At 54.5% G+C, this 15,184-nt stretch carries 14 protein-coding genes; 7 read left to right on the plus strand and 7 right to left on the minus strand.

Annotated elements, in window-relative coordinates:
* Window positions 1-77: 77 nt before the first annotated feature.
* Window positions 78-356: a polyhydroxyalkanoic acid system family protein gene (locus tag AC4LF3_RS03360; protein WP_491834768.1), complete on the plus strand. Its 279-nt coding sequence runs from the start codon at window positions 78-80 to the stop codon at window positions 354-356.
* Between the two features lie 3 nt (window positions 357-359).
* Here the strand turns inward: AC4LF3_RS03360 and AC4LF3_RS03365 are convergent, their stop codons facing one another.
* From AC4LF3_RS03365 to AC4LF3_RS03390, 6 genes are all read right to left on the minus strand, one after another.
* Entirely contained in the window at window positions 360-731 is a 372-nt protein-coding gene (locus tag AC4LF3_RS03365; RefSeq protein ID WP_491834769.1) for a gamma-butyrobetaine hydroxylase family protein, read from the minus strand.
* 63 nt (window positions 732-794) lie between these two features.
* Window positions 795-2,138 (minus strand): ATP-dependent protease ATPase subunit HslU, encoded by a 1,344-nt coding sequence (gene hslU, locus AC4LF3_RS03370; protein ID WP_010797021.1) that lies wholly within the window; start codon window positions 2,136-2,138, stop codon window positions 795-797.
* 19 nt (window positions 2,139-2,157) lie between these two features.
* Entirely contained in the window at window positions 2,158-2,685 is a 528-nt protein-coding gene (hslV, locus tag AC4LF3_RS03375) for an ATP-dependent protease subunit HslV (protein WP_010797022.1), read from the minus strand.
* Between the two features lie 86 nt (window positions 2,686-2,771).
* The gene (locus tag AC4LF3_RS03380) at window positions 2,772-3,467 is read right to left on the minus strand and encodes an SPOR domain-containing protein (RefSeq protein WP_491834770.1); all 696 of its coding nucleotides are present in this window, start codon (window positions 3,465-3,467) and stop codon (window positions 2,772-2,774) included.
* A 10-nt stretch (window positions 3,468-3,477) separates the two neighbouring features.
* Window positions 3,478-5,217, minus strand: a complete 1,740-nt coding sequence (argS, locus tag AC4LF3_RS03385) for an arginine--tRNA ligase (protein ID WP_286788303.1) — start codon at window positions 5,215-5,217, stop codon at window positions 3,478-3,480.
* A 129-nt stretch (window positions 5,218-5,346) separates the two neighbouring features.
* Window positions 5,347-7,566, minus strand: coding sequence for a primosomal protein N' (locus AC4LF3_RS03390; RefSeq protein WP_491834771.1), 2,220 nt, complete (start codon window positions 7,564-7,566; stop codon window positions 5,347-5,349).
* A gap of 161 nt (window positions 7,567-7,727) precedes the next feature.
* On the opposite strand from AC4LF3_RS03390, the gene rpmE reads away from it, so the two are divergent.
* Window positions 7,728-7,946, plus strand: a complete 219-nt coding sequence (gene rpmE, locus AC4LF3_RS03395; RefSeq protein WP_010797026.1) for a 50S ribosomal protein L31 — start codon at window positions 7,728-7,730, stop codon at window positions 7,944-7,946.
* A 515-nt stretch (window positions 7,947-8,461) separates the two neighbouring features.
* Window positions 8,462-9,730, plus strand: coding sequence for a malic enzyme-like NAD(P)-binding protein (locus tag AC4LF3_RS03400; protein ID WP_491834772.1), 1,269 nt, complete (start codon window positions 8,462-8,464; stop codon window positions 9,728-9,730).
* Between the two features lie 46 nt (window positions 9,731-9,776).
* On the opposite strand, the gene AC4LF3_RS03405 is transcribed toward AC4LF3_RS03400, so the two are convergent.
* The gene (locus AC4LF3_RS03405) at window positions 9,777-12,203 is read right to left on the minus strand and encodes a penicillin-binding protein 1A (protein WP_491834773.1); all 2,427 of its coding nucleotides are present in this window, start codon (window positions 12,201-12,203) and stop codon (window positions 9,777-9,779) included.
* Window positions 12,204-12,384: 181 nt separating this feature from the next.
* On the opposite strand from AC4LF3_RS03405, the gene AC4LF3_RS03410 reads away from it, so the two are divergent.
* From AC4LF3_RS03410 to pilP, 4 genes are read left to right on the plus strand one after another with little or no spacing between them, the layout of a single operon-like run.
* On the plus strand, window positions 12,385-13,449 hold the full coding sequence (locus AC4LF3_RS03410) for a pilus assembly protein PilM (RefSeq protein WP_019363985.1): 1,065 nt from the start codon (window positions 12,385-12,387) through the stop codon (window positions 13,447-13,449).
* Complete coding sequence (locus AC4LF3_RS03415; RefSeq protein WP_010797031.1) at window positions 13,449-14,036, plus strand: PilN domain-containing protein; 588 nt, start codon at window positions 13,449-13,451, stop codon at window positions 14,034-14,036. The genes AC4LF3_RS03410 and AC4LF3_RS03415 overlap by 1 nt, the downstream gene beginning before the upstream one ends.
* On the plus strand, window positions 14,033-14,656 hold the full coding sequence (pilO, locus tag AC4LF3_RS03420; RefSeq protein ID WP_010797032.1) for a type 4a pilus biogenesis protein PilO: 624 nt from the start codon (window positions 14,033-14,035) through the stop codon (window positions 14,654-14,656). The genes AC4LF3_RS03415 and pilO overlap by 4 nt, the downstream gene beginning before the upstream one ends.
* Window positions 14,653-15,177, plus strand: a complete 525-nt coding sequence (gene pilP / locus AC4LF3_RS03425) for a type 4a pilus biogenesis lipoprotein PilP (protein ID WP_010797033.1) — start codon at window positions 14,653-14,655, stop codon at window positions 15,175-15,177. The genes pilO and pilP overlap by 4 nt, the downstream gene beginning before the upstream one ends.
* The last annotated feature ends 7 nt before the right edge of the window (window positions 15,178-15,184 follow it).

Below are 15,184 nucleotides of genomic sequence, written 5' to 3' on the forward strand. Positions count from 1 at the left end.
TGACTTGGTAGTTCTCGTGCTTTTCGTGCATGACAGCCCCCGCTATAGTCGCAGGCGAATTCGCTGGAGTACTTCCTATGTCCCAAATCAGTGTCGAACGTTCCCATTCACTAGGCCTTGAAACTGCGCGTGCCAAGGCGGGGGCGCTGGCCGAAAAGCTAACGCGTGATTACGGTGTGGAGTGCCGTTGGGAGGGTGATACGCTGCAATTTTCCCGTACAGGTGTTGATGGGCGTATCGAGGTAGGCGAAGACACGGTGCGTGTCGACGCAACCTTGGGGTTCTTCTTCTCGGCCCTGAGCTCACAGATTGAGCATGAAATCGAGAAGAAGTTGGATAAAGCGCTACAGGCTTGAGCGTTATAGCATCAGTTTGACGACGGATACATCCGGATCTCTGGACTTGCCTTCCCGGGCCAGTGCAAACAAGTACTCGGCCCACATCTGCTCCTGATTGCGGCCGAGTTCATACAGGTATTCCCAAGTGAACAAGCCACTGTCGTGACCGTCATCGAACGTAATTTTCAATGCGTACTGACCGGCTGCCTCGATTTGGCTGATGCCTACGTTCTTCTTGCCAAATTGCAGGACGGGGTTGCCGTGACCCTGTACTTCTGCAGAGGGCGAGTGAACGCGCAGAAATTCAGCAGGCAGCGTAAAGGACTCGGCATCGTATTGAACGGTGAGGGTTTTGGATGCTTTGTGCAGCTGGATAGCCGTGGGCAAACGCATAGCAATAGGTCTCGCTGATAAGCTCGCAGCCTTGAGGCTGCGAGCGATAGGTTGTCGACGTCCTTACAGAATATAGCGCGACAGATCCTCGTCCTGTGCCAACTCGCCCAGGTGGCCGTTGACATAGGCAGCATCGATCCGAATAGGCTCGCCATTCTGCTGGCCTGCCAGATCAGCAGCGCTGAACGAGACTTCCTCCAGCAATCGCTCCAATAGCGTATGCAGGCGGCGCGCACCAATATTTTCCGTCTTCTCATTGACCTGCCAGGCAATTTCCGCAATGCGGCTGATCCCTTCAGGCGTGAACTCGACGTCCAGGCCTTCAGTCTTGAGCAGCTCACGGTATTGCTCTGTCAGTGAAGCGTGCGGTTCAGTGAGAATGCGCTCGAAGTCCTGAGGCGTTAGGGCCTTGAGTTCTACACGGATTGGCAGACGTCCCTGAAGCTCAGGTACCAGATCGCTGGGCTTGGACAAGTGGAACGCGCCCGAGGCGATAAACAGGATGTGGTCGGTTTTGACCATACCTAGCTTGGTATTTACCGTGCAACCTTCGATCAGTGGCAGCAGATCGCGCTGTACGCCCTCGCGGGATACGTCAGCGCCACTGGTGTTGCCACGCTTGGCAACCTTGTCGATCTCGTCGATGAAGACGATACCGTTCTGCTCGACCGCTTCCAGGGCACGTGCCTTGAGTTCTTCCTCGTTGACCAAACGAGCAGCTTCCTCGTCACGGATCAGCTTGAAGGCTTCTTTAACCTTGAGCTTGCGAGCCTTCATCTTGCCTTTGTTCAGGCCGGAGAAGAGGTTTTGCAACTGGCTGGTCATTTCCTCCATGCCGGGCGGAGTCATGATCTCGATACCTGCTGGCGCTTCAGCCACTTCGATATCAATCTCCTTGTCATCCAGCTGGCCTTCACGCAGTCGCTTGCGGAAGAGTTGACGCGTGTTGGAGTCTTCGCTGCGAGTCGGTTCTTCACTGAAACCTACTGCACGTGCAGGCGGTAGCAGTGCGTCAAGAATCCGCTCTTCGGCAGCATCTTCAGCACGATGACGAACTTTGACGATTTCCTGCTCACGCAGCATTTTAACGGCAGCATCAGCCAGATCGCGGATGATGGACTCAACGTCGCGGCCTACATAGCCCACTTCAGTAAACTTGGTGGCTTCTACCTTCAGGAAGGGTGCATTCGCCAGTTTGGCCAGTCGACGGGCGATCTCGGTTTTACCTACACCTGTCGGGCCAATCATCAGAATGTTCTTGGGAGTGACTTCAGCGCGCAGCTCCAGTGGAAGCTGCATGCGACGCCAGCGATTACGCAGAGCGATGGCTACGGCGCGCTTTGCATCATCCTGGCCAATGATATGGCGATTAAGTTCGTGAACGATTTCACGTGGAGTCATAGACATGTCGTTATTCCGGCCGGACTCAGGAAGCGTCCAGCTCCTCAATAGTCAGGTTACGGTTAGTGAAGACACAAATGTCTCCCGCAATGTTCAACGCAGTCTCGGCAATTTCTCGAGCACTCAGCTCGGTATGCGTGAGCAGGGCACGAGCGGCCGCTTGTGCATAGGGGCCACCGGAGCCCATGGCAATCAGGCCTTCTTCTGGTTCGACGACATCACCGTTACCGGTAATGATCAGCGAGGCATCCTTGTTGGCTACTGCCAGCATGGCTTCCAGGCGGCGAAGTGCACGATCGGTACGCCAGTCTTTGGCCAGTTCTACCGCGGCACGGACCAGATGGCCCTGATGTTTGTCGAGTTGCTGCTCGAAGCGCTCGAACAGAGTGAACGCATCCGCGGTGCCGCCGGCGAAGCCTGCCAGCACCTGGCCGTGGTAAAGGCGACGGACTTTACGTGCGTTACCCTTCATGACGGTATTACCCAGGGATACCTGGCCATCGCCGCCAATGACGACTTTGCCGTTGCGACGCACTGAAACGATAGTGGTCAAGGGTGTTCTCCTGCTATGCCTTAAGCGATTGCCGGAGATATGGGGACGGCCTTCCAAGGCTTCAAGCCTTTTCCGGCCGCCATGTGTCATCGATCTTGGCGTTGCTGGAGCAGCAGGTTCTTGAAACCGTTGCTGGCCAGCTGGCTCTGAGCTTGGGTCAGTTGGTTGCGATCTCTGAAGGGACCGACCAGGACACGATACCATGTGTCATCCTTGACCTTGCCTGACTCTACCCGCACATCCTGACCGATCAGGATGATCTGCGCTCGCACCCGATCAGCGTCAGCCTGTGTTCTAAACGAGCCTGCCTGGAGGAAGAACAGCGTCACAGGTGGCTGTGCTGCTGTCTTGGGCTGTTGAGCAGGTGTCTGTGCAGCAGCCTGGGCAGGTGTCTGAGGTTGCTGTGGCGAGCCTGCAGACAGCTGAGCTGTCGTCGCAGGCGGCGTTTCAGGCTTGGGTGGAGTAGGGGGTGGACTCGTCTGCGGCACGGCGTCCGGAGGCACGATTACTTCGGACTCCGGTAGCAGTGTATAGAAGTCATACTTGGGCTTGACCGGGGTTGGCGTAGTAGGAGCCTCCTGTTTGGTCTTGGACGCAACTTGTGCCTCCTCACCCTTGGAGCGACGAACGGCATCGTTGCCCGGCTCAAGCTTCATCAGAAAGACCACGAAGCCACCAATGGCAAGACCCGAAGCCAGCCATACCCAACCGGGAATAGGCTGCTTCTTGGCGGCTGGCTGATTTCGGCTTGCGCCTCGTTTAGGTGCTGCTTTCTTTGCCATATACGTCCGTTTACATACGTTCCAGTGTATTCAGGCCTAGCAGTTCGAGACCTTGTTTAAGGGTGCGCCCGGTCAGGGCGGCCAGGCGTAGGCGGCTTTGCCGTTGAGCAGGATCTTCTGCGCTGAGAATGGGGCAGTTTTCGTAAAAGCTGGAGAAGAGACCAGCAATGTCGTAAAGATAGGCGCATAGAAGATGCGGCACACCTTTCTCCGCTACCGAATTCAGGGTTTCGCCAAACTGGGCCAGACGAGCACCCAGATCTTGCTCCTGAGGAGCTTCCAGGCGAATCTGGCCTTCGACCTCATCGTACCCCTGGCCAAGCTTGCGGAAGATACTGGCGACGCGGGTATAGGCGTAGAGCAGATAGGGTGCCGTATTGCCTTCAAAGCTAAGCATCAGCTCGAAGTTGAAGCTATAGTCGCTTGTTCTGTGCTTGGACAGGTCAGCGTATTTGACGGCGCCGATACCCACCGCACGAGCAATTTCACGCAGCTCGGTTTCTTCCAGGGAGGGATTCTTTTCCTTGACCAAGGTGTAGGCGCGATCTTCTGCTTCATCAAGCAGGTCGATCAGCTTGATCGTGCCGCCGTCGCGCGTCTTGAAAGGGCGGCCATCTGCGCCATTCATGGTCCCGAACCCCATATGTTCAAGACTCATGGATGGAGCAACGAAACCAGCCAGACGAGCAACTTCAAAGGCCATCTGGAAGTGCAATGCTTGGCGCTGGTCGACAAAGTAAAGGACTCGATCGGCATTCAGAACCTGGCTACGGTAGCGCATGGCTGCCAGATCGGTCGTGGCGTACAGGTAGCCGCCTCCTGCCTTCTGCACAATCACCGGAAGTGGATTGCCTTCCGCATTCTTGAACTCTTCAAGGAAAACGCAGCGGGCGCCATCGCTTTCGGTAAGCAGGCCCTTGGCATCGAGTTCGGTCACGATACCAGGTAGCTCGCTGTTGTAAGCACTCTCTCCTTTTACGTCCGCAGGTGTGAGTTTGACGTTCAGACGGTCATAGACCTTCTGGCAGTGACTCAGGGAGATCTCATTGAAGCGGTGCCATAGTTTCAGGCAGGCTTCATCGCCCGCTTGCAGCTTGACGACCAGCTCGCGAGCGCGATCGGCAAATTCAGGAGACTCATCGAAGCGCTTCTTGGCGGCTCGATAAAATGTTTCCAGGTCGGAAAGCTCGCTTTCAGCTGCCGCAGGCTGTTCTTCAAGATAGGCGAGAAGCATGCCGAACTGGGTTCCCCAGTCGCCGACATGATTTTGCCGGATAACATCATCCCCTAGAAATTCGAGTACACGTGCAACGGCGTCACCAATGATGGTGGAGCGCAGATGACCCACGTGCATTTCCTTGGCCAGGTTGGGAGAGGAGAGGTCTACAACAACCCGCTGTTTGGGCGCAGCCTTCTGAATGGCCAGATGCGTATCAGCCAGCGCATCATCCAGGCGCTGGGCCAGTTGCTCGTGATTCTGGAAGAAGTTCAGAAAACCCGGGCCCGCAATCTGCACCTGGCTGACGCTCGGGTCGGCAGGCAGGGCTGCAATCAGTTTTTCTGCAAGGTCACGGGGCTTCATGCCCGCAGGTTTTGCCAGCATCATGGCGATATTGCTCGCAAAGTCGCCGTGACTTTTGTCCTTGGTATTTTCGACCTGGATGGTCGGCGTCAGACCATCTGGCAAGATGCCTTCGGCAGTAAGGCGCTCCAAGGCGTTCTGAATAAGCTGTCGAATAGTGTCTTTCATGATCGTCTGGCCTTTGGCTCGCGCCTGGGCGCGTAATGAAAACCCTGCATTATCCGCAGGCTAGGATCACTTGCCAACGTGTAGACGTCATTGAGGCCTGCGGAGCCCGAAATTAAGGTGAAAAAAGTCTTAATAAAGATCTATGGGATCAACGTCCAGTGACCAACGCACCTGCCTTCCCGCTGGCAGACTTTCCAGACGTAAGGCCCAGCTGGTCAGTAACCGGTGAAGCGGGGCTCGGAGTGATGCTTGTAATAAAAGCTGTGCACGAAAGCGGCCCGCCCGACGTTCCATGGGCGCGGGGACAGGACCGAGAAGCTCAATATGAGGTAAGTCCAGCTCTGCTGCCAGCTGATCGGCTTCAGCATAGGCCAGCTCCAGGAATTCTTCTGCCTGTCCAGGCTTGTAAGCTTCGGCACGTAACAGCGCTAGGTGAGTAAACGGGGGAAGGCCAGCTGCACGACGCTCTGCCAGGGCTTGCTGGGCGAAGGCGACGTACCCTTGCTCGGTTAGCTGTACCAGCAAGGGATGATCCGCCAGATGAGTCTGAATCAACACTTGACCCTGTACTTCGGCACGGCCTGAGCGACCGGCTACCTGAACCACTTGTTGGGCCATGCGCTCGCTGGCACGAAAGTCTGCTGAAAAGAGGCCCCCATCGGCATCCAGGATGGCTACCAGCGTGACGCGGGGGAAATGATGTCCCTTGGCCAGCATTTGTGTTCCTACCAGGATGCAGGGCTCGCCGCGCTGAATGATGGAGAAGATATTGGCCATGGCATCCTTGCGCATGGTGCTATCCCGATCGATACGCAACACTGGAAATTGCGGGAAGAGAATCCGAAGCCGCTCTTCCGCACGCTCCGTACCCGCACCCAATGGGCGTAGATCCAACTTGCCGCAGGCAGGACAGTGTTGTGACGGGCGTTGACGATGATCGCAATGGTGACAACGCAGCTCGCCTGATCGCTGGTGAATGGTCATACGGGCATCGCAGCGTGGACACTGGGCGATCCAGCCGCAGTCATGACACAGCAGCGTAGGCGCAAAGCCACGGCGATTTAAAAAGACCAAGACCTGTTGGCCCTTGCTCAGCGTGTCGCCAATCGCTTGCGCCAATGGCTGTGAGAGACCTGAATCAAGAGGGCGGCTCCTGACATCCAGGCGCTGAAACTTCGGGGCAGTAGCACTGCCGGCACGCTGAGTAAGGCGAAGCAGGCCATAGCGACCGATTTCAGCGTTATGAAGACTTTCCAGGGAAGGAGTAGCGGAGCCTAGAAGCAGCGGGACTCTTTCAAGTCGAGCCCTGACGACAGCCAGGTCGCGGGCATGGTAGCGCAAGCCTTCCTGCTGTTTATAAGACGCATCGTGCTCTTCATCGACAATGATAAGGCCTGGGTTTTTCAGCGGAGTGAAAAGGGCGGAGCGTGTACCTATGACGATATCGACATCGCCGTCGCGTGCAGCCAACCAGGCGTCCGTGCGCTCCCGGTCGGTCAGCGCTGAGTGGATCAGCACGATACGGGCATTAAAGCGTTTCTCGAAGCGGGACAGTGTTTGTGGTCCCAGGTTGATTTCCGGGATCAGGACCAAGGCCTGCCGTCCTGTTTCGAGTGTCCGGCGTATGAGCTGAAGATAAACCTCGGTTTTGCCGCTTCCCGTCACGCCATCCAATAAGAAGCAGTGAAAGCTGCCAAGCCTCGCTTTGACCGCTTCGTAGGCAATACGCTGCTCGTGGTTGAACGGGAGTTCTGCTTGTGCCAGCCAGGCGCCGTGATGCTTGGCTGGCATGATTTGGCGGGACTCGACGTCCACCAGTCCCTTTGCCTGCAAGGTATCGAGTGCATCCTTGGCAAGGCCGAGCTGGCTGAGCAATTCATGGGCAACACCATGTGGGTGCTGTTTGACGACTTTCAAGGCTTCGCGTTGGCGTGGCGCTCGTACCAGGCGTGGGTCCGATACATCAGCTTCGGGCCTGGCTATCCAGAACCGCTGGACCCGCCGCTCGGCAGGGTCGCCCTGTCGCAAGAGTCCTGGCAGAGCACACGTAAAGGTATCGCCCAGGCTGTGCTGGTAATACTGGGCTGTCCACTTGCAAAGCTCGATCAGGCTGGCCGGCATTGGGGGGGTGGTATCCAGCAGCGCAATGGCGGGCTTTAGTTTATCTCGCGGAACATCGGTCTCGGACACGATCTGCACCAGAATACCCACGATCTCCCTGCGCCCAAAGGGTACGCGTAGCCGAACACCTGGGGTCAGTTCCGAGGCGTCGACGCCGGCTGGCGCTCGGTAGTCGAATAGCCGGCGTAAAGGAGAGGGCAGCGCAAGGCGCAGCAGGACTTCAGACACGTCTGGACTCGGAGGCAAAAAGAGGCAGATATTAGCAGACCATTGGTAGACGTAACGGCTTGCATCGTCGTAAGCCTCTGTTATGATGCGCGGCCTATTATCCGTGCGGTATTCGGCAATGACGCCGGGTGGCGGCACGGCACGAACTCGAGGATTTCGTAATGAAAGCCGATATTCATCCTACGTATACTAATATCGAAGCAAGCTGCAGCTGTGGCAATGTCATCAAGACGCGCTCCACACTGGCTAAGAACATCAACCTGGACGTGTGCTCTGAATGCCACCCGTTCTATACAGGTAAGCAGAAGGTGCTGGATGCAGGTGGTCGTATCGATCGCTTCAAGCAGCGCTTCGGTGTTTTCGGTACTGCTCAGAAGTAATACGTTTGATCGCTCATGTCGTACCTGAGCGATCGACTAAAAGGCGTCCATATGGACGCCTTTTTTATTGCCTTGCAAAAGACGAATCGTATCGTCAAGGTCGGCTGTGACATTGAGGCAGGTGTCAAATCCGCATTGATGACGCATAATCAGTTCAGGGGCTTGGCTCACCTATCCCGTAGCCGCTCTGCAACCTCACACAATGAGAACATATACGCGATGGGGCATTGTCGCAGTCAGGTTTGAAATGCTGGCTGTTACCCTTGCAATGCGCTGCTGGCAGAACAAACCGTTCACGCCTGTTATCGATGTTCCGATCTACCTGAGCCTGTCTTGCAAGGCACGTTTTAGCCTCAAGGCGGTTCGTCTCGTTACATGTGGATGAAGGCTACACAGGATTGGCCTAAAGTCGTATACAACAGCTATTGACTATTGGGGCCATTGCTTGTGGGGCGTAATCTTCTTGCGTATCCTCCATCCACTTTTGACCCAACACGCCATAGCGGATACTTATAATGTCTGACTTGAAAACAGCCGCTCTCGAATACCATGCTCAACCCCGTCCAGGTAAGTTGAGCGTTGAACTGACCAAGCCTACCGCTACCGCTCGTGATCTATCTCTGGCTTACAGCCCGGGTGTAGCAGAGCCTGTCCGCGAAATCGCTCGTGATGCCGAGCTCGCCTACCAGTACACCGGTAAAGGTAACCTGGTTGCTGTGATCTCTGACGGTACAGCCATCCTTGGTCTGGGTAATCTGGGACCATTGGCGTCAAAGCCGGTTATGGAAGGCAAGGGTGTCCTGTTCAAGCGCTTTGCCGGTATCGACGTGTTCGATATCGAAGTCGATGCCGAAAGTCTGCAGGCGTTCATTGATACCGTAAAACGCATTTCCATTACCTTCGGTGGTATCAACCTGGAAGACATCAAAGCGCCTGAGTGCTTCGAGATCGAAAAGGCTCTGATCGAGCAGTGCAATATTCCGGTTTTTCATGATGATCAGCACGGTACGGCTATCGTGACTGCGGCCGGCATGCTGAATGCGTTGGAGATTGCTGGCAAGAATCTAGAAGATGCCAAGATCGTTTGCCTGGGGGCAGGTGCAGCAGCCATTTCCTGCATGAAGCTGCTAATTAGCATGGGCGCCAAGGTCGAAAATATTTTCATGCTGGATCGTCAGGGTGTGATCCATTCTGGTCGTACCGATCTCAACCAGTACAAGGCTATCTTTGCGACCGAGACTGACAAGCGTACCTTGTCTGACGCGCTGGATGGCGCTGATGTGTTCGTTGGTCTGTCTGGTGCGAACCTGCTGAGCGCTGAGGATTTGCAGCGCATGGCGCCGAATCCCATCGTATTCGCCTGCTCTAACCCGGATCCGGAGATCAAGCCGGAATTGGCTCATGAAACCCGTTCAGATGTCATTATGGCCACTGGCCGTTCCGACTATCCGAACCAGGTGAACAACGTGTTGGGTTTTCCCTTCATTTTCCGAGGCGCATTGGATGTGCGGGCTACGGTTATCAATGAGGAAATGAAGATTGCAGCGGCTCATGCGCTACGGAATCTTGCCAAGCTTCCAGTGCCGAAGGAAGTATGTGAGGCCTATGGTGTTGATGAGTTGAGCTTTGGTCGTGGATATATCATTCCAAAGCCCATGGATCCTCGTCTGATCACAGTGGTCTCCGATGCAGTCGCCAAAGCGGCTATTGAGTCGGGCGTAGCGACCCGTGCATACCCGGCACACTATCCGCTCAAGTCGGTTAGTGACGTTTTTAGTCACTAATCAAGACAATAAAAAACCCCGCTTAGGCGGGGTTTTTTATTGTCCTTTAGAACAGGTCCATTGGGGCAGACTCATCGGACGGAAGTGGCGTGCCAGGCGAGCTGCCTGGGCCTAGCTCATCCATAGGCGGCGGTGTGTCTTCATTCTTGAACAGCTCGAAGTACGCGTCTGGGGTGCCAGGCGGAGCTGCTCGGCCACTGACAGGGTCAATGCGCAGGGTGGCAATTCCCGGTGGTTCCGCTGGCAGGTGGTCGGGTTTGCCTTCCAAAGCACTGCCCATGTACTGCATCCAGATGGGAAGTGCCACATTACCGCCAAACTCATGACGACCCAGCGTGTCAGGCTGATCAAAACCTACCCATACCGTAGTAACATAATCAGCGTTATAGCCGGAGAACCAGGTGTCTTTTGAGTCGTTTGTCGTTCCGGTTTTACCTGCTAAATCCCCACGCTTCAGCTCAAGCGCTCGACGACCCGTGCCGCGCTTGATCACATCCTGCAGCATGCTGGTCATGATATAGGCGTTACGCGGATCAATGATTTGCGGTGCAATGGCAGGTGTCTGACTCATCGTGCCGTCGGCGTTGGTTACGCTGGCAGGTGTTACCTGAACATTCTCCGGGGCAGCTGCCGCAGTATTCGCTTTCTGCGGAACACGTGGCGGATTAGCCTGATAAAGCAGTTGTCCGTCGCGACTCTCAACCTTCGAGATAATGTAAGAGTTGACCTTGTAGCCGCCGTTTGCAAAAGCTGTCCAGCCATTGGCAATTTCCATTGGCGTAAGGCCGGGTGTACCCAACGCCAGTGAAAGGTTGCGTGGCAGAAGATCCTTTTCAAAGCCGAAGCGGGTCACATAGCTAATCGCATAATCGATACCAATGGCCTGCAGAAGGCGAATGGAGACCAAGTTGCGCGAGCGATACAGTGCCTCCCGCAGGCGGATAGGACCCAGAAAAGTGTTTGTATCGTTTTTAGGACGCCAAGCTTCGTCCATGCTGCTATCCATGAACACGATAGGTGCATCATTAACGAGGGAGGCGGCGGTATAGCCTTTCTCCAGTGCAGCACTGTAAATGAACGGTTTGAAGCTCGAGCCCGGCTGGCGGCGGGCCTGAATGGCGCGATTGTAATTACTCTGCTCGAACGAGAATCCGCCAACCAAGGCCTGAATGGCACCGTCTTGTGGATCAAGCGATACCAGCGCGCTTTGGGCCTTGGGAACTTGAACAAACCGTAAGCTGCCATCTTCTTGACGCAAAATACGGATCAGATCACCTACTTTAACGACATCGCTGGGCGTATTCGGCTTGGGCCCCATGCTATTGGCGCTGATATAAGGGCGAGCCCATTTCATGTTTTCCCAAGCGATAGCTTCTTCCTTGTCGTTTGCTGTCAGGACCAATATGCCGCTTTTTTCGGTCTGGGTGACGATGGCTGGCTCCAATCCCCCAACAGTACGATGGGATTGCAGCAGGCTTAACCATTCACTGCGCGACTTGTTCGGATAATGCGCTTCAGCTCCACGATAGCCGTGGCGCTGGTCATAGTCGATCAAGCCGTTGCGCACGGCGGCATTGGCAACGTTCTGCAGGTGGCTATCGATAGTCGTCGTAACCTTATAGCCCTCTGTATAGGCATCGCTACCATACCGTCCGACCATTTCCGCTCGAGCCATCTCAGCGACATAGGGCGCTGCGAGCTCCGGTACGGCGACGTGATGGTAGGCGTCGATAGGTTCAGACACGGCCGTTTCGTAGGCGCGCTGATCGATATAACCCAGCTTTAGCATCCGCTCGAGAATCCAGTTTCGTCTCTCCTTGCTGCGCTCGGGGTTTACGATCGGGTTATAGCGTGACGGTGCTTTTGGCAGGCCGGCAATCATCGCTTTTTGGGCTAGCGTCAGCTCATTGATTGATTTGCCGTAGTACACCTGTGCAGCGGCCTCGATTCCATAGGCGCGGTTGCCCAGATAGATCTTGTTGACATAGAGCTGCAGAATTTCATCCTTTGTAAGCTGGCGCTCAATTTGCAAGGCCAACAGTATCTCGGTGAATTTACGTGAAAAACTGCGTTCGCTGGTCAGGAAATAATTCTTGGCCACCTGCATGGTGATGGTGCTGCCGCCGGTCTGAATGTGACCTGTTTTGACCAATTGTGCTACGGCACGCATCAGACTTTTAACGTCTACACCGTAGTGGTTGGCAAAATTGTCGTCCTCAGCCGAAAGCAGCGCATGGATGAAATCTGGAGGGATTTCGGAGAAACGTAAAGGCGAGCGCCGCATTTCTCCAAATTCGGCAATCAGCTTTCCATCTGCGCTGTAAATGCGAAGAGGGATCTGCAACTGCACGTTCCGCAGGGCATCTACCGAGGGTAGGCTCGGGCTAAGGTAGAGGAAGGCGCCGCTAAGCCCAAGAAAGACGCTGCAGACGATGCCAAGGCAAGACCACCAGATAAATTTTAACAAACGCATTGGATATGGCTTTTTCAGCTATAAAGAAGTGAATCTGGCAACAATTTTGCGAGCCAAGAAGTAGGTGCATTATAGGCAGTTTTTGGGACAGATCGCTATTTGCGCGTATGTCAAGTCTGCCAGCTAATGCCGATGAATACGAATCGCCCAATGCGTGGCGAATACAGATAGGGAAACTGTTGTGCTAGGGCTATTCAAAAAGAAGACGAATACGCTACTGGGAATCGATATCAGCTCAACGTCTGTCAAGTTGCTTGAGCTGAGTCGTGCTGGTGGACGGTATAGGGTCGAAGCCTATGCCGTTGAGCCGTTGCCGCCGAACGCCGTGGTGGAAAAGAACATTGCCGAGCTTGAAGGCGTAGGGCAAGCGCTGGGCCGGGTTCTGGCCAAGGCTCGAACGAATGCTCGAAATGCAGCAGTGGCGGTAGCGGGTTCGGCTGTTATTGCAAAGACCATCGAAATGGATGCGGGTCTTTCGGATGACGAGCTTGAAAACCAGATCAAGCTTGAGGCGGATCAGTATATTCCTTATCCCCTTGAGGAAGTGGCGATTGACTTCGAGGTTCAAGGGCAGTCGGCGCGTAATCCAGGCCGTGTTGAAGTGCTCCTTGCGGCATGTCGCAAGGAGAACGTTGAAGTCCGTGAGGCCGCGTTAGCGTTGGCCGGCCTTTCCGCCAAGGTTATTGATGTAGAAGCTTATGCTCTTGAGCGTGCTTATACGCTAATGGCCGGGCAGCTAGGCGGTAATGTCGATGAATTGACGGTTGCGATTGTTGATATTGGCGCCACGATGACTACCCTTAGCGTTCTGCATAATGGCCGTACCATTTATACGCGCGAGCAGCTCTTTGGCGGACGGCAGCTGACCGAGGAAATCCAGCGTCGTTACGGACTGTCCATCGAGGAAGCCGGTCTTGCCAAAAAGCAGGGTGGACTGCCTGATGATTATCAGGTCGAAGTATTGACCCCCTTCCGGGATGCGGTTGTCCAGCAGGTTGCCCGCTCACTGCAATTCTTCTTTGCAGCCGGACAATACAATGATGTGGACTATATCTTGCTTGCGGGAGGAACCGCGTCAATTTCCGGCCTGGATCGGCTGATCCAACAGAAAATTGGCACTCCGACTCTAGTTGCTAATCCGTTTGCTGATATGACGCTAAATAGCAAAGTCAATGCAAGTGCTCTGGCCAGTGACGCTCCGGCGCTCATGATTGCCTGCGGTCTGGCTATGAGGAGCTTCGACTGATGGCCCATATCAACCTGTTACCTTGGCGTGAACAGCTAAGGGAAGAGCGCAAGAAGCGCTTTCTGGTGGTTATTGGCGGGATGTTTGTCCTGTCGGCCGCAATCATCTTTCTAGGTGATAAGTACTTTACCTCTGCAATTGAGAACCAGGACGCCCGTAATGCCTATATACAAGGCGAAATTGCCGTTCTGGATTCTCGCATCAAGGAAATCAGTGAGCTGAAAACACGCAGACAGCAGCTCCTTGAGCGAATGAAGATCATTCAGGACTTGCAGGGCAACAGGCCTGTCATTGGCCATGTGTTTGATCAGTTGGTGCGTACGTTGCCGGATGGCGTGTATTTTACTGGTCTTAAAATGCAGGGCGATACCATTTCCATTGTTGGTGAAGCGGAGTCCAACAACCGCGTTTCCAACCTTATGCGTAACTTCGAAAATTCCGAATGGTTGGCTTCGCCTAATCTGACAGAGGTCAAGGCGCTGACGTCAGGTGCAGTTGATCAGAACAATGCCTTCCAAATGACGGTAAAACAGACAAAGCCGGCTGTGCCAACGCCTGCGGTGCCCGCACAAGGAGGTAAGTCATGAGTTTGGCCGATACTCTGGCAAGCCTTCGCAAGATCGATCTGAACGATCTTGATATGGATAACCTGGGTGCATGGCCCCCAGCAGCCAAGGTGATTACCTGCATTCTGATTGTCGCTGTGGTGCTGGCGCTAGGCTATAACTTCTATCTGAAGGACATGCAGACAGAGCTGGAAAGCAAGCAGGCTCAGGAAGAAACCCTCAAGCAGCAGTTTGGGAGCAAGGCATTTCAAGCCGCTAACCTGGATGCCTACAAGGTTCAGATGACTGAAATGGAGGAGTCATTTGGTGCCATGCTGCGTCAGTTGCCTAGCGATACAGAGGTGCCTGCACTGCTCGAGGATATTACGCGTACCGGGTTGAAAAGCGGTCTTGAGTTCGAGCAGATTCGTTTGCTTCCTGAAAACGTACAGCAGTTCTACGTTGAGTTGCCCATCCAGATTACGGTGGTGGGGAGCTATCACGATCTGGCGACGTTTGTCAGCAGTGCCTCAAGCCTGCCACGTATCGTGACGTTGCATGATTTCGATATCAGCCGTGTATCGCCTGACAGCGGAGCGCAGCTGCGAATGAACATTCTGGCCAAGACGTATCGCTATAACGACAAGGGATTGCACCAATGAGAGCCCGAATTCTGATGTGTGGGCTTTTGCTTGCTGCGCTGTCAGGGTGCGGTGGTGGGGATGATGTGTCTGATCTTCAAAGTTATATGGATGAAGTTCGGGCAAGGCCGAAGGGGAGTATAGAGCCATTGCCCCAGTTTCAGCCTTATGAGCCATTTGCTTATGGCGCGGCTGATATGCGCAGCCCATTCCAGCCACCTATAAAAATTGATTTAACGGCGAAGCAAAGAGGATCAAAGAACATCAAGCCTGATGAAACCAGGCCGAAACAATTTCTGGAAGGATTCAATATTGAAACCTTCCAGATGGTGGGCACGCTTTCCAATGCATCAGGTCGTTTTGCCTTGATCAAGGGGGCTGGAGGAGTTCACCGCGTCAAGGTGGGTGATTATCTGGGTAGAAACGATGGGCGTATCGTTTCTATTACCGAAAGTCAGATTGATGTGATTGAGATCGTTCCTGATGGAGAGGGCGGCTGGCTCGAAAGACCCCGTACTCTTTCGCTAATAGAGAGTTCTTAAGGACGGG

This window comes from Pseudomonas sp. C2.3V (assembly GCF_058536325.1).

Bases quoted from the DNA above. Each gene is read 5' to 3' on its own strand.
- AC4LF3_RS03360 (WP_491834768.1), top strand. From the start codon at position 78: ATGTCCCAAATCAGTGTCGAACGTTCCCATTCACTAGGCCTTGAAACT.
- AC4LF3_RS03365 (WP_491834769.1), bottom strand. From the start codon at position 731: ATGCGTTTGCCCACGGCTATCCAGCTGCACAAAGCATCCAAAACCCTC.
- hslU (WP_010797021.1), bottom strand. From the start codon at position 2,138: ATGTCTATGACTCCACGTGAAATCGTTCACGAACTTAATCGCCATATC.
- AC4LF3_RS03380 (WP_491834770.1), bottom strand. From the start codon at position 3,467: ATGGCAAAGAAAGCAGCACCTAAACGAGGCGCAAGCCGAAATCAGCCA.
- argS (WP_286788303.1), bottom strand. From the start codon at position 5,217: ATGAAAGACACTATTCGACAGCTTATTCAGAACGCCTTGGAGCGCCTT.
- rpmE (WP_010797026.1), top strand. From the start codon at position 7,728: ATGAAAGCCGATATTCATCCTACGTATACTAATATCGAAGCAAGCTGC.
- AC4LF3_RS03400 (WP_491834772.1), top strand. From the start codon at position 8,462: ATGTCTGACTTGAAAACAGCCGCTCTCGAATACCATGCTCAACCCCGT.
- AC4LF3_RS03405 (WP_491834773.1), bottom strand. From the start codon at position 12,203: ATGCGTTTGTTAAAATTTATCTGGTGGTCTTGCCTTGGCATCGTCTGC.
- AC4LF3_RS03415 (WP_010797031.1), top strand. From the start codon at position 13,449: ATGGCCCATATCAACCTGTTACCTTGGCGTGAACAGCTAAGGGAAGAG.
- pilO (WP_010797032.1), top strand. From the start codon at position 14,033: ATGAGTTTGGCCGATACTCTGGCAAGCCTTCGCAAGATCGATCTGAAC.
- pilP (WP_010797033.1), top strand. From the start codon at position 14,653: ATGAGAGCCCGAATTCTGATGTGTGGGCTTTTGCTTGCTGCGCTGTCA.